This is a genomic window from Fluviicoccus sp. (genome assembly GCF_030646115.1).
Taxonomy (GTDB): Bacteria; Pseudomonadota; Gammaproteobacteria; order Pseudomonadales; family Moraxellaceae; genus Fluviicoccus.
In genome coordinates, this window is the sequence record NZ_JAUSMX010000002.1 from 217,795 (window position 1) to 231,856 (window position 14,062).

Below are 14,062 nucleotides of genomic sequence, written 5' to 3' on the forward strand. Positions count from 1 at the left end.
GCTTATCCCCGGGGTTCGCAATAGGCGGCCTGTTTCAGGTGCGGCACAAAATTGCAGGGGCGGTTGCGGTTATCCAACTGTTGCAACAAGATGTTCTGCCAGGCGGTGCGGCAGGCATTGGTGGAGCCGGGCAGGCAAAAGACGACGGTATTGTTAGCCATGCCCGCCACCGCACGCGATTGCAGGGTGCTGGTGCCGATTTCCTGCAATGAGAAATGACGGAACAACTCACCAAAGCCTTCCACATTCTTGTCAAAAAGCACCGTGACCGCTTCCGGGGTGCTGTCGCGTCCGGAGAAGCCGGTGCCACCGGTAATGATGACGGCCTGCGTCAGCGGATCGGCAATCCAGGCAGAGAGCACGGCGCGGATCTGGTAAATGTCGTCCTTGACAATTCGTCGATCAGCAAGCAAATGACCGGCCTCGGTCAACGCATCGACCAGGAATTGCCCGGAGGTGTCGGTTTCCAGTGAACGGGTGTCGGAGACAGTGAGGATGGCGATTTGCAGGGGAATGAACGGTTTGTCGGCTTTGGAATGGCTCATGGAATGCTCTCTGGATGTTGCTAAGGTATTGTCAGGAAACTACCCGCCCGTCATGTTCATGAATCGGACAATCTGCGGCTCTTCCTCAAGATTGAAATAATGGCGCTCGGGTTTCAAGGGCAAGGCGGCCACAATCGCGTCGCGCACGGCGACATCGTCATCCGGGTTGGCGCGCAATACCTGTTTCAGGTCCACCGAGTGTTCATTGCCCAAACAGAGCAGCAAGCGCCCTTCCACGGTCACACGCACCCGGTTGCAACTGCCGCAAAAGTTGTGGCTGTGGGGGGAAATGAAACCCAGGCGGCTGCCGGAATCACCCATGCGCCAATAACGCGAAGGCCCGCCGGTCTGGTCTGTCGCCGGTAGCAGCGGATAACGCTGGGCAATCCGCTGGCGGATTTCTTCACTGCTGATGTAGGTATTGGCGCGGTCATGCTCGCTGATATTGCCCAGCGGCATTTCCTCTATAAAGGAAAGATCGAGAAGGCGTTGGCGGGCGTAATCCACCAACGGCAAAATTTCGTCGTCATTGCGACCGCGCAGGATAACGGCATTGAGCTTGGTGCGCTGGAAACCGGCGGCATTGGCGGCATCTATTCCCGCCAGAACCTCATCAAGATTGCCGGTGCGGGTGATGGCGCGGAACTTGTCGGCCTTGAGGCTGTCGAGACTGATATTGATACGGTTGAGACCGGCATTACGCAGGGGTTGCGCCAGCCTGGCCAATTGGGAACCGTTGGTGGTGAGCGTGAGTTCGCGCAGACCAGGCAAGGCCGCCAGTTTTTCAACCAGCAACAGGATATTGGGGCGAATCAGCGGCTCACCGCCGGTGAGGCGCAGCTTGGTGACGCCCATGTCGACGAAGGCCTTGCCGACGCGGTAGATTTCTTCCAGGCTGAGCACCTGCTGTCGCGGCAGGAACTGCATGTCTTCACTCATGCAGTAGACACAACGGAAATCACAGCGGTCTGTCACGGACAAACGTACGTAAGTGATTTCGCGTCCAAAGCCGTCAACGAGGCGGGTGGTCATGACCGGTGATTCCGAATAGCCTGCATGCATTATAGCCCCGGCTATGGCGTCGCCGGGTACTAGCCGATTGGCGGGTTTCCCTCCCGTCGTTTGGCCTCCTGCCACAAACTCTCCATTTCCCCCAGATTACTGCCTTCCAGGGTTTTGCCCTGCTGCTGCAACCGTTCTTCTATATGGTTGAAACGGCGTACAAATTTCTGGTTGGTCAGCTTCAGGGCCTGTTCACTGTCCACATTCAGGTGCCGGGCCAGGTTGACGGCGCAAAACAGCAGGTCGCCGACCTCTTCCGCCACTTTCTCCGGAGATTCCTGCAGGGCTTGGTCAATTTCACCCAGTTCTTCCTGCATTTTTTCCAGCACCGCGCGCGGGTTGTTCCAGTCGAATCCGACTTTGGAAGCCTGCTTCTGCAACTTTTCCGCACGGGCCAAGGCCGGCAATCCGGAAGACACCTGCTCCATGAACCACTGCCCCTGCCCTTTCCCCGCTTTTTCTTCGGCCTTGATAAGTTCCCATTGGGAACTTACCTCTTCAGGAGTCAGGCCGGTCTGATCGGCAAACACATGGGGATGCCGTCGGACCAGCTTGGCGCTGATGCCTTGTACTACGTCGGAGAAATCGAAGAGGCCTTGTTCGCGCCCGATCTGCGCCTGGAAAACCACCTGTAGCAACAGGTCGCCCAACTCTTCACACAAATGAGTGTAGTCGCGGGCGGCAATAGCTTCAGTGACCTCATGTGCCTCTTCAATAACATATTTGGCCAATGTCTCAAAGCTTTGTTTGCGATCCCAGCTGCAACCGTTCTCGCTGCGCAGGGTGGCCATGATGTCCAGCAACGCCGGCAAATCGTAACGGGGTTCGGTCATGGCTCAAGTCCTGGGCAGGCTGGTGGAAACGCGGCGGGCGGCAATGACATTGGGCTGTTGCTCAATGCGCGCCAGTAAACGGCCCAACTGCCCCAGGCTTTCCACCTCGACAATAATGTCCATGGTGGCGATGCCGTCCTGCTTGTTGGACTCGGTATGCACACTGGTGACATTGACATGCTCGTTGGCCAGCACCGAGGTAATGTCACGCAGCAAGCCGGTGCGGTCCCAGGCCTGAACCTGGATACTGACCGGCTGCACCGTACCGACGGTCTGCTGCCAACTGACTTCAATGATGCGGTCGGGTTCCTCTTCCTGCAATTTCAACAACTCGCTGCACGCGCAGGCATGCACGCTGATGCCCCGGTTATGCGTGATATAACCTACAACCGGCTCTCCCGGTATGGGCCGGCAACAGCCGGCGACATGCGTCAGCACATTGTCCATGCCCTCGACTACCACCCCGCTGCGCAAGGCTTTACGGCCTTTGTTCAGCTGGATGGCGGGCGGCTCGGCGGCCGGGTCCTGCGGCAGGCTCTCGGCAATCATCCCCACCACTTGCGAGGCGCGGATATCCCCGGCGCCGACACCGGCCAGCACATCGTCGGAAGTCTTGACGTTCAACTTGGGTGCGTAATCGGCCAGATTGACATGTTTCAAGGTCAAGGCCATACGGGCCAGATCTTTTTCCAGATACTCGCGGCCGATGCGGATATTGTTTTCCCGATCCTGGAGCTTGAACCACTGGCGAACCTTGGCCTGGGCGCGGGTGGTGCCCAGATAGCCCAGATTACCGGAGAGCCAGTCCCGGCTGGGGGTGCCGCCTTTCTGGGTGAGAATTTCCACCTGATCGCCGGTTTGCAGCCGGGTGTTCATGGGGACAATGCGGCCATTGACCTTGGCGCCCCGGCAAGAATGGCCCAGCTGGGTATGGATGGTGTAGGCGAAGTCCAGCGGCGTGGCTCCGGTCTCCATGTCAATGACATGTCCGTCGCGGGTAAAGACATAGACCCGTTCATGCTTGATGGATTGACGGATCTGGTCAGCGAGCACATCAATCTGGCCCTCCCCCATGTCCTCCTGCCATTCCAGCACCTGGCGCAGCCAGGCGATCTTGCTTTCGTAGCCGGCGTCCTTGTTGCTGCCGCCCTTGCTGCCCTCCTTATATACCCAATGCGCGCAGACGCCGAGCTCTGCTTCTTCGTGCATGTTGGTGGTGCGGATCTGCACTTCCAGCGCCTTGCCATCCGGACCAATGACGGCTGTATGAAGTGAGCGATAGCCGTTTTCCTTGGGCGTGGCAATGTAATCGTCGAATTCCTTGGGGATGTGTTTCCACAACGAATGGACAATGCCGAGCACGGCGTAACAGTCGCGTACTTGCGGCACCATGATGCGCACGGCGCGAATGTCATAGAGTTCGTGGAAGCTCAGTTTTTTGCGCTGCATCTTCCGCCAGATGGAGTAAATATGCTTGGCGCGACCGCTGATTTCCGCGTGAATATCCGCCTTGAGCAGGGCGTCCTTCAGCTCGCGGATGACGCTCTGGATATAAACATCCCTTTGCAGGCGTTTTTCATCCAGCAAACGGGCAATATGTTTGTAGGCTTCCGGTTCAAGGTAACGGAAGGACAAGTCTTCCAGTTCCCACTTGATCTGGCCGATGCCCAAGCGGTGCGCCAAGGGGGCGTAGATGTCGAAAATTTCACGGGCAACCCGTTGCTTCCGCTCTTCGGAAGCCTCTTTCAGTTCGCGGATGGCGAAGGTTCGTTCAGCAAGCTTGATCAGCGCCACCCGCACATCGTCAATCATGGCCACCAGCATCTTGCGCATGTTGTCGAGCTGCAACTGGCTTTGCGAGAACTTGCTGTTGACGGAATCGGGATTGATGATCTGGCTGATGGTGGCCATGCGCAGCACGCCTTCAATCAGCAAGGCGATATCCACCCCGAATTCCTTGCGCACAATCTCCAGCGTAGTCTTGCCTTCCCGCACCGCCCGGTAGAGCACGGCGGCCATGACCGACTCCTGGTCCAGTTTCAGGTCGGCCAGGATGTCCGCCATGGCCAGACCGGTCAGGAAGCTGTTGGTGCGCGTACTCCACGGGTGTTCCTTGGCGTAGCTCTCATCCGCCTCACGCGCAAAAAGGCAGGCGCGCCGCAACAATGCCGGATCGTGCAATTCCACCTGGGCGCCAATGCGGTCAATCCAGGCGTCGAGGTTGACCTCGCCGTCCGCCTGCAACGGATAATCTTCGCGAACCTTGACCATCGTTCAACCTTTTTCGAACAAGGCAATCGACTCGACATGGGCGGTATGGGTGAACATATCCATCACACCCGCTTTTTTCAGCGTATAGCCCGCCTTGGCCAGCTCTCCGGCATCCCGCGCCAAAGTCGCGGGACTACAGGAAACATAAACAATGCGCTTCGCCCCGAAACGAGGCAAATACTGTACCACTTCCAAAGCGCCCGAACGCGGCGGGTCAATCAGCAGCGCGTCAAAGCCCTCCTTCGCCCACGGCTGGCCGGAAAAATCAGCCGTCAGATCCTGGGCATAAAAATCCACATTGCTGAGATTGTTGTGCCGGGCGTTCTCATAACCGCGTTCGGTCATGGCGGCATCCCCTTCTACACCCACCACATGACCGGCGCGTGTCGCCAGCGGCAGGGTGAAGTTTCCCAGCCCGCAAAACAGGTCCAGCACCCGCTCGTGAGGTTGCGGATTGAGCATTTCAATGGCGAGCTTGACCATTTGCCGGTTGATAGCGGCATTGACCTGGGTGAAATCCAGCGGATGGAAGCGCATGGTCAGGTTGAAGTCCGGCAAGGCATAGGTGAGGCGGTCTTCACCATCCAGAGGCCAGACGCGATGAACGGTCGTGTAGTTACCCGGTTGCAGGTAACACTTCCAGTCCAGGTCACGGCAGAACGCCACCAGTTTCTCCTGATCGGAAGCTGACAGGGGTTCCATGTGGCGGAAAACCAGCGCCACGCTCTCATCACCGGCGGCAAACTCGATTTGCGGCAGGGTATCCTTGGCGTCCATGCCGCCAATCAGTTCACGCAGCGCCATGATCCGGCTGCCAATGCGTTGATCCAGCACCGCACAGGAGGACAACTCCGCCAGAAACGGCGACCCTTTTTCACGGAATCCGACGAACAGGCTGTCCTTCTTGACCACGAACTTGACACCCAGGCGCGCCTTGCGGCGGTAATCCTGGGTGTTGTGCACCATGGGCGGCAGCCACTCTTTGGGCTGCAGGTTGCCGAAATGTCGGAACTGCTCTTCCAGCACCTTTTGCTTGAACGCGATCTGGGCGGATGGCGCCATGTGCTGCAATTCACAGCCGCCGCAGATACCAAAATGCGGGCAAGGCGGCTGTGCGCGCTCCGGGGAGGCCTCCAGCACTTCAACCGTATCGGCCTCGTTGAATTTGCCGCGAATCAGCGTGGTGCGGGCCGTGACGGTTTCACCGGCCAGCGCACCGCGCACAAAGACGGTCTTGCCGTCGTGGTGGGCAATGCCCCGGCCTTCATGGCTGAGACGGGTAATGGTCAGGGTGTCCGGGGCCTGGTCTTTCAGACGCTGGCGTTGTTTCTTTTTCATCAATCAACAGTCTCTTGAGCTGCATTCCATGCACTGAGGAATTCCTGCAAATGGGGTTTCGGGCTGTTTTCCAGCAACTCCCGCACCCGTTCAACTTCGCGGTCATGGTCGGGGCGGAACATCTCGCCGCGCAGCAACTGGAAGCGCAGATACACCAGCCAGGTGTTCAGCACATCGGTTTCACAGTAATGGCGGATGCCGGCCAGATTACCTGCGAGGTACTGCTCATAAACCTGGCTGCCGTCCATGCCCATTTTGCCGGGGAAGCCGAGGAAAGAGGCAATCTGGTCCAGCGGCTGGGCCGCCCGCGCCTGATACATGGACAGTACGTCCATCAAGTCAACGTGCCGCAAGTGGAAGCGGTTGATGTAGTTGTTGTAGCGGAAATCCTTGTAGTGCTCGCCCATTTCCCAGTACATGGGGGCGCTGATCTGATGCAACATGGCGCGGTAATGCAGCACCGGCAGATCAAAGCCGCTGCCGTTCCAGGACACCAGCGTCAGATCATATTTGTCGATGGCGGTAAAGAAGCGGCGGATGATATCGGCTTCATTGCCGTCTTCCTCGCCCAGCGACCAGGCGCGCACGGTGTCACCCAGCCGCAGCACCACCGAAATGCAGACAATGCGATGCAAGTGATGCCTGAAAAAGTCAGAGCCACCGGTTTCCTGGCGGCGGATATTTTTCAGGGCTTCAAAAGCCTCGGCATCGTCCAGGTTTTCCAGACCGTACTGGCGCTTGGCGCGCGAAATGTCCGGGATGGTCTCGATATCGAAAACCAGTGTTCCTTTTTCTCTGGGCATACCGCACTTCCTGATTGATGGCGAGATTTCGCCGGCTGCCGGGTATCGGGCGAATCATTTCACCCCGAAATACATCGTTCTTATTCAGCGGAAAACAGGCCGGTGGAGAGGTAGCGGTCGCCCCGGTCGCAAACAATGGCGACCATGACGGCATCCTTGACCTGTTCGGCCAGTTGCAACATGGCCCACACCGCCCCGCCGGAGGATACCCCGGCGCAGATGCCCTCTTCCCGCGCCAGACGGCGCATGGTGTCTTCCGCTGCTTTCTGCGGAATATCCATGATCCGGTCCACCCGTTCCCTTTCAAAAATAGTCGGCAAATACGCTTCCGGCCAGCGGCGGATACCGGCAATTTGTGCACCGTCACCCGGTTGCAGGCCGACAATCTGTATGGAAGGATTTTGTTCTTTCAAATAGCGCGAAACTCCCATGATGGTGCCGGTGGTGCCCATGGAGCTGATGAAGTGAGTTACCGCTCCATCCGTATCCCGCCAGATTTCCGGGCCGGTGCTTTCGTAGTGGGCCAGCGGATTATCAGGGTTGCCGAACTGGTTCAGCACCAGCCCTTTGCCTTCTGTCTCCATGCGCAGCGCCAAATCGCGGGCGCCTTCCATGCCGGTGGACTGCGGCACTTCAATCAGGGTGGCGCCATAGGCGGCCATGGCGTCCTTGCGCTCCCGGCTCATGTGATCCGGCATGATCAGGATCATTCGGTAGCCTTTCATGGCCGCTACCATGGCCAGGGCAATACCGGTATTGCCGCTGGTCGCTTCAATCAGTGTATCGCCAGGGCGAATACGCCCGGACTCCTCAGCGCGCCGGATCATGTTCAGCGCCGGCCGGTCCTTGACCGAACCAGCGGGGTTGTTGCCTTCCAGCTTCACCAGCAGAGTATTGCCAGTATGCACTCCCAGCCGTTGCAATCGCACCAGTGGCGTATTGCCGACACATAGTTCTGGGGTCAGGTATGACATGGCGGGAGCCTCCGGGATTCTGGGGCGCGATTGTAAAGAAAAAGTGCTGTCAGGGACATGCTCTTTCGTTAAAGTAACCTTTGGTTACCATCACGACAAAATTCATGAAAACGGTCAGCCTTCATACCCGCCTGCTGTTTGCAACCCTGATACCGGTGACGTTGTTTGTCATTCTGTTCGGCATATTCACGGTCATGCTGCGTTTTCAGGACATAGACGACTTGCAGATGCGCAATGCGGAAGTGCTGGTGGAAAAATACCGGACCGAAGCCATGGGTTCGGCCGGCCAGGGGCAATGGCGGGAAATGACGCAGTCGGCGCTGGAGAGCCCCTATATCCGCTCCATCAGCATTCTGGATAAGGACAGGCAGGTTGTCGCCCACGGGGGGCCGCTGCTCAAGACCGTGTTCGAAAGTCTTCCCACTAAAACCGGCTTTCAGACATACCCCGCGCCGGACGGGGCCAACTACCTGCTGGCGCTGTCTCCCTTCAGCTATGGCTCTGCGAACTACTGGCTGGCGATAGAACTGCGTCCGGCGCCATTTACCATCGCCCGCTATCAATCCGCGATTATCACCTCGTTCAGCGCCTTTATCATGCTGTTCGTGCTGGCCCTGATTCTGGCTTCTACCCTGCGCAAATGGCTGGAACCGATCAGCCGCATGAGCCGGCAAATTACCCAGATGACGCCGGAAAACCTGGAACAACGTCTGGACTGTCAGGCGGAGGGCGACCTGGCCGGATTGCAGGATGACATTAATGCCCTGCTGGAACGCGTGACCGCCAGTGTGGCTGAATTGCGTCAGGATATTGAGCAAACCCGTGCCGATCTGGAGGAAAATTATCAGACCATTGAGGCGCAGAACATTGAATTGCGCCTTTCGCGGGCTCAAGCCATTGAAGGCAATCGCATCAAATCGGCATTCCTGGCCAATATCAGCCACGAACTCCGGACTCCGCTCAACAGCATCAACGGTTTCAGCCGCCTGCTGCTGAAGTCGCCGTTGCAGGGGCGTCAGGCGGACTTTGTCGAAACCATCCAGAAGTCGGCCAACAACCTGCTGGCCATCATTAATGATGTGCTGGATTTTTCCAAGATCGAGGCCGGAAAGCTGCAACTGGAACGCCAGCCGCTGTCCATTGAAGATACCGTTTTTGATGTGCTGAACATGTTGTCGCCCCAAGCCGATGACAAGGGTCTGGAGCAGATTGCCTTCATTTATGACGATGTTCCACACATGATGGAAGGGGACTCCCTACGCCTGAAGCAGGTGCTGACCAATCTGGTAAGCAACGCCATCAAGTTTACACCGGCCGGTGAAGTAGTTGTTCGCGTCATGCTGGAAGACACACGCCCCCTGCACCATGTCATCAAGATCAGTGTGACCGATACCGGTATCGGCCTGACCCGCACAGCCAAGGCCGACTTGTTCCAGGCCTTCCAGCAAGGTGACCCGTCGGTCAGCCGTCAATTTGGCGGCACCGGGCTGGGCTTGGTCATCGCCAAGAATCTGGTGGGATTAATGGAAGGCCAGATCGGTTTCGATGAAACCCAAGAAGTCGGAGCAACATTCTGGTTTGACTTCAAGGCCTGTATTGTGGAGTCCAAGCCGCAGGAGGCCGTATTGCTGGCAAACAAAAAACTGCTGATCCTGGAACCGCACGAAAAATGCCGGCAGTTGCTGAGCGGCGCCTTGTCCCGCGCTCAGGCACAAGTTATTGCAGCTACTGATTGGGAAGGTCTGCTCGAGGCCTTGAAAACCCCTTGCGACGGAGCCGTTATCAGCAGCCGCTTTTTTGACGAGAGCACCCCCTCAAGGTTGCAGGCATTGCGTGCGTGTTATAGCGGCCCGATTGTTGTTTTGACACGGGGTTATGACAACCAGCCGGAACCGCATTTTGTGTCGCAATACCGTCTGCATTGCTTGTCCAAGCCCCTGCGCCCCCGGGTATTACTGGCCTTGCTGGCGCAGTGCTTCAGCATGGCCAAGCTGAACGATCCGTCGCCGTGGATACAAGCCGCTCCGGTCACCGTTAAACCAGTTCCATTGCGCATCATGGCGGTAGACGACCACCCGGCCAATCTCAAACTGGTCTGCACCCTGCTGGAGGATATGGGTATTGAAGTATTGGGAGTCAGCAGCGGTCAGGAGGCGGTACAGCGCGCCCTTGCCGGCCATTTTGACCTGATATTCATGGACATTCAGATGCCGGGCATGTCTGGCATCGACGCCACCCGCACCATCCGTGACAATGAACGGGATGGCAAGCGGGTGCCGATTGTGGCGCTGACCGCCCACGCACTGTCGGATGAGCGTGACCATATGCTGCGTGAAGGCATGAATGACTACCTGACCAAACCCCTGCAGGAAGAACAACTCATCCACATCATCCAGAAATGGACAGGCGTCATGCTGCAGGAGTCCGGCTGGATGCCGGCGGTGACCCCGGAACAAAAGCTCGCCAGCGCAGTTCTGGTTGACTGGAATGAAAGCCTGCATCTGGCCGCGGGCAAGGCGGACCTGGCACGGGACATGCTGGATATGTTGCTGGGCAGCCTGCCCGCGCAACAGGAAAAGATGGAAGCGGCGATTCATCAAGCCAATGCCGCCGCCCTGTTGGCCCACACCCACTATTTGCATGGCGCCACGCGTTACTGTGGAGTTCCCTCTTTGCGCACGGCCGCCTGCCGGCTGGAGGAACGCCTCAAGGACGCGCTGAAACATCAACCGGAGAAAGCGATCGAGGCAGCCTCCCCGGATATTGAGGCGCTGCTGGGCATCATGGCGGAATTACAGGATTGGCAGGACAACACCACACTTCCGATGTAGGCGGCGCACACCATGCGCCGCAAATTCAGCAGTTGATTAGCGGGTGTGTTGTTTGAGGGCTTGCGCGACCGCCGGTGGCAGACTGTTCAGGAACATCTCATCCTGATGACGGACATGGCGAATGGCGCTGCGGATTTTCCAGAACAAGGGCAACATGCACAACAGGCCGACTACCACCAGCAACAAACCAGCTCCGCCAAATTGCCATGCCGGAGGCAAGGGATTGAATTTGCCCAGCATCACGGCAAAACCAAGCCCCATTACCGACATGCCCGCCACGTCAAGCACCAACCACCCCAGCGAAATGTGCTGTGGCGGCCGGGATAGAGGCGGCTTTACCAGGTCAGCGGGTTCCACAACACCACCTCTTTGCCGATACTGACGTCCTTCAGCTCCTGGATGCGCTCGGGGGGCACGGGATGCTCACCATCGGCAAACAGGTCAAACGGTTTCCAGCGTTCCTGGGATAGAGTGGCGAAGGCATAACCGGGCTGGTCAAGGCGGGTTTCACGAATTTCCTGGATAGCCATCTTTTCAGGCATTTCCGACAAGGGTCCCATTTGTAACAGACCCAGTGCTTTCTCGGGCTTGATGCGGAAACCTTCCTCGTCATAACGGAAATAGTATTGCTTGCCGCCTTCCACCTTCAGCTTGGTGCGGAAAATATAGCCCAGATAAACCGGCCCCACCGGACGACGCGCCGCAAAATCATACTCACCGGCTGGAAGCTCCAGCCAGAAGTAGGCGTTGTTGCGGAGCCCGTGCAAGCGGCGGCCGTTGACGAAAATATTGGGCGCCAGAATCTCTTCGGCATTCCAGGTGCTGGCAGGCCGGTAGATATAAATAATCGAACTGCGGGCGTCAGTAGCCGGAACCGGCTGGTACAGGCTGCCCTTGGTGGGCATGACATAAGAGCCGATACTGAAGCCGCGTGGGCGGTAGGTATCCAGCACATGATCAATTTTTCCGCGCAATTGGGTCAGTTGCGGGTTGCTGACCGGGTGCAGGGCAGTCTGGGGGGTGGAGCAGGCGGTCAAGGTAATCAGACCCGCCAAAGCCAGTCCTGGTCCGAGGCAACGCATAGGGGACATCCTCACTGTTGTTCTGGTAACCCTTCAGAATTGCAGATGTTACCTTTGATTTAGTTGGCAATGGAATGCCCATGCCTTTATTTTTGTGTATGGTTGCATGAATCAGACCACAAATCCGGAAAATGGACAATGAAAACCGTCGCAATTGACGCCGGATTTGCCATTGGCGGCGCAGACACCGGCAACCGTAACGGTCCATGGCTCTATCGGCGCAGCCGCTTGCGTTACCGGCATGGCATGCTGGATGGCGGGCTGGTGTGGCAATGCCAGGCACAACCCCTGCCTTGGCCGGAAGGGGTTCCGGAACTCCGCAACTCCTGCATCCGACTGGCGCGGCGGGTTTTGCGCCAGCAAAAGCGCGGCCTGCCGGTGATTATCGGCGGCGATCACAGTTGCGCCATCGGCACCTGGAGCGGGCTGTCAGATTATGGCCGGAAGGCGCTGGGCCTGCTGTGGATTGATGCCCATCTGGACAGCCACACCCCGCTTACCTCGCCCAGCGGCCGCCTGCATGGCATGCCGCTGGCGATTCTGCTGGGCGAAGGCGAACCGGCGTTGCAACTGGGCAAAGGCCCCATGGTGAGGCCGGAATATACCGTGGTGCTGGGGGTGCGCAGTTACGAACCGGGCGAGCCGGAACGCCTGCAACGGCTTGGAGTGCGGTTCTATACCATGGATGAAATCCGGCGGCGCGGATTGGGCGTCTGTGTGGCCGAGGCCTGGCGGCGGGTTTCGGCCGCGCCGGACGGATTCGGCCTGAGCATTGACCTGGATGCGCTGGACCCCGCCTATGCCCCCGCCGTCAGCGTGCGCGAGCCGGACGGCCTGTCCTTGCCGCATCTGGTCAAGGCCTTGCACAGCCGCAACCGCCGCCGGTTGAAGGCGGTGGAGATTGTGGAGTTCAACCCGACGCTGGATCGCGACCTGCGCACCCAGAAAACCCTGACCGCGCTGCTGAACAGCCTGCTACGCTGAACGGCGATGATAAATGATGTGATATACCAGACCGACCAGCACGCTGCCGCCGACCAGATTGCCCAGAATGACCGCCGCCAGATTGGTGAGGCATCCCCACACCGTGATCACCGGAACGGCATCAACAGTACCGGCGGCCTGCAGCAGCATGGCCATGGGAAAGAAGAACATGTTGGCAATACTGTGCTCGAACCCGGCAGCAACGAACAACGTCACCGGCAAGAACACGGCCACGGCCTTGTCGAAGACACTGCGCCCGGCAAACGCCATCCACACGGCCATGCAGACCAGAACATTGCAAAGCACACCGCGAAAGAAAGCGGTTTGGAACGGCAGATCCGTTTTGGCGGCGGCTATCTTGAGGTATTGAGCGGCAATGGCGCCGTTATTGAGATCGGCATGGTGCGAAAGGAACACCAGCACCGCCAGCCCGACCGCGCCGATCAGGTTGCCGGTACACACCACCAGCCAGTTCCGCAGCAACTCGCGGGTGGTGATCTTGCCGTCTGCCCAGGCCATGACCAGCAGGTTGTTGCCGGTAAACAACTCCGCCCCCGCCACCAGCACCAGAAACAGCCCCAGCGAGAACACCGCCCCGCCCAGTAACTGTGCAATGGCGAAGCCGAGTGAGGCATCGGATTTAACGATCACAAACCCCAGCGACCCCAGGCCGATAAACGCACCCGCCAGGATGCCTAGCATAAGCATGGTCAACAAGGGCAAGCGGGCCTTGGTGACGCCAACGGTTTCGACGCGGGCGGCAATTTCCTTGGGGGAAAAGGCATCGGAGCCGTAAATTTCGGGCATGGAAATCCTCATGTGTCCGGGGGGTTAACGCGTGGGCGTATTCTTAACGAATCCATGCTGAAAAGTCACTTCCTGTGTGCAGTGGTTGGTCCTATGATTGACGGAATAACCCTAACCTTTTTCAGGAATAATAATCATGAGAATCCTGCCCCTGATGTTTTTTACCGCCCTGCCCCTGTTGGCGCAAGCCGAAACCTGGACGGCCTCCTCCTCCCGCGAGGGTGATCAATGGGCGGTGGATACCGATTCCATCAAAACGGTCAACGTGGCCGGAAAGTCCCTGAAGCAAGCCTTGGTTCGGGCGAAGTACAAGGAGGTTACGGAGGACTACGGCCGGAAATACAACGAAACGCTGACCACGGATGTCTATGATTGCCAAGGGAAAACATCAGCCACCCGCGACGAGAAACTGGCGCTTGACGGCCAGCCGGTGCACAGCCGCAGCACGCCTGATGATCAACTGGAATTTATTGATATCTTCCCGAATACCGCCAGTGCGGATATTGCCAAGGTTATTTGCGGAAAATAAAAA

At 58.0% G+C, this 14,062-nt stretch carries 13 protein-coding genes; 3 read left to right on the forward strand and 10 right to left on the reverse strand.

Annotated features, from left to right (window positions below; all coding sequences use genetic code 11):
• Nucleotides 1–2: 2 nt before the first annotated feature.
• The 7 genes from moaB to cysM form a co-directional block, all read right to left on the reverse strand.
• Complete coding sequence (gene moaB / locus Q7T36_RS01040; protein WP_304843073.1) at nucleotides 3–545, reverse strand: molybdenum cofactor biosynthesis protein B; 543 nt, start codon at nucleotides 543–545, stop codon at nucleotides 3–5.
• Nucleotides 546–584: 39 nt separating this feature from the next.
• Nucleotides 585–1,577 carry a GTP 3',8-cyclase MoaA gene (gene moaA, locus Q7T36_RS01045; RefSeq protein ID WP_304843075.1) on the reverse strand — a complete coding sequence of 331 codons (993 nt, stop codon included), beginning with the start codon at nucleotides 1,575–1,577 and terminating at the stop codon, nucleotides 585–587.
• Nucleotides 1,578–1,636: 59 nt separating this feature from the next.
• The gene (gene mazG / locus Q7T36_RS01050; RefSeq protein ID WP_304843077.1) at nucleotides 1,637–2,440 is read right to left on the reverse strand and encodes a nucleoside triphosphate pyrophosphohydrolase; all 804 of its coding nucleotides are present in this window, start codon (nucleotides 2,438–2,440) and stop codon (nucleotides 1,637–1,639) included.
• A 3-nt stretch (nucleotides 2,441–2,443) separates the two neighbouring features.
• Nucleotides 2,444–4,711 carry a GTP diphosphokinase gene (gene relA, locus Q7T36_RS01055; protein WP_304843078.1) on the reverse strand — a complete coding sequence of 756 codons (2,268 nt, stop codon included), beginning with the start codon at nucleotides 4,709–4,711 and terminating at the stop codon, nucleotides 2,444–2,446.
• A 3-nt stretch (nucleotides 4,712–4,714) separates the two neighbouring features.
• Nucleotides 4,715–6,049: a 23S rRNA (uracil(1939)-C(5))-methyltransferase RlmD gene (gene rlmD, locus Q7T36_RS01060; RefSeq protein ID WP_304843080.1), complete on the reverse strand. Its 1,335-nt coding sequence runs from the start codon at nucleotides 6,047–6,049 to the stop codon at nucleotides 4,715–4,717.
• Entirely contained in the window at nucleotides 6,049–6,852 is an 804-nt protein-coding gene (locus Q7T36_RS01065) for a 3'-5' exonuclease (RefSeq protein ID WP_304843082.1), read from the reverse strand. Before Q7T36_RS01065 ends, rlmD begins: the two co-directional genes overlap by 1 nt.
• 80 nt (nucleotides 6,853–6,932) lie before the next feature.
• On the reverse strand, nucleotides 6,933–7,826 hold the full coding sequence (cysM, locus tag Q7T36_RS01070; protein WP_304843084.1) for a cysteine synthase CysM: 894 nt from the start codon (nucleotides 7,824–7,826) through the stop codon (nucleotides 6,933–6,935).
• A 104-nt stretch (nucleotides 7,827–7,930) separates the two neighbouring features.
• Between cysM and Q7T36_RS01075 the strand changes: the two genes are divergently transcribed.
• On the forward strand, nucleotides 7,931–10,657 hold the full coding sequence (locus tag Q7T36_RS01075; protein ID WP_304843086.1) for a response regulator: 2,727 nt from the start codon (nucleotides 7,931–7,933) through the stop codon (nucleotides 10,655–10,657).
• A gap of 36 nt (nucleotides 10,658–10,693) precedes the next feature.
• Here Q7T36_RS01075 and Q7T36_RS01080 read toward each other — a convergent pair whose 3' ends face one another.
• Together Q7T36_RS01080 and Q7T36_RS01085 are read right to left on the reverse strand one after the other, a co-directional pair.
• Nucleotides 10,694–11,014, reverse strand: a complete 321-nt coding sequence (locus Q7T36_RS01080; RefSeq protein ID WP_304843088.1) for a hypothetical protein — start codon at nucleotides 11,012–11,014, stop codon at nucleotides 10,694–10,696.
• Nucleotides 10,993–11,739 (reverse strand): DUF2846 domain-containing protein, encoded by a 747-nt coding sequence (locus Q7T36_RS01085; protein WP_304843090.1) that lies wholly within the window; start codon nucleotides 11,737–11,739, stop codon nucleotides 10,993–10,995. Before Q7T36_RS01085 ends, Q7T36_RS01080 begins: the two co-directional genes overlap by 22 nt.
• A gap of 138 nt (nucleotides 11,740–11,877) precedes the next feature.
• On the opposite strand from Q7T36_RS01085, the gene Q7T36_RS01090 reads away from it, so the two are divergent.
• Nucleotides 11,878–12,723 (forward strand): arginase, encoded by an 846-nt coding sequence (locus tag Q7T36_RS01090; RefSeq protein ID WP_304843092.1) that lies wholly within the window; start codon nucleotides 11,878–11,880, stop codon nucleotides 12,721–12,723.
• Here Q7T36_RS01090 and Q7T36_RS01095 read toward each other — a convergent pair.
• Nucleotides 12,715–13,530 carry a formate/nitrite transporter family protein gene (locus tag Q7T36_RS01095; protein WP_304843095.1) on the reverse strand — a complete coding sequence of 272 codons (816 nt, stop codon included), beginning with the start codon at nucleotides 13,528–13,530 and terminating at the stop codon, nucleotides 12,715–12,717. The genes Q7T36_RS01090 and Q7T36_RS01095 overlap by 9 nt on opposite strands.
• 136 nt (nucleotides 13,531–13,666) lie before the next feature.
• Between Q7T36_RS01095 and Q7T36_RS01100 the strand changes: the two genes are divergently transcribed.
• Nucleotides 13,667–14,059 carry a surface-adhesin E family protein gene (locus tag Q7T36_RS01100; RefSeq protein WP_304843097.1) on the forward strand — a complete coding sequence of 131 codons (393 nt, stop codon included), beginning with the start codon at nucleotides 13,667–13,669 and terminating at the stop codon, nucleotides 14,057–14,059.
• The last annotated feature ends 3 nt before the right edge of the window (nucleotides 14,060–14,062 follow it).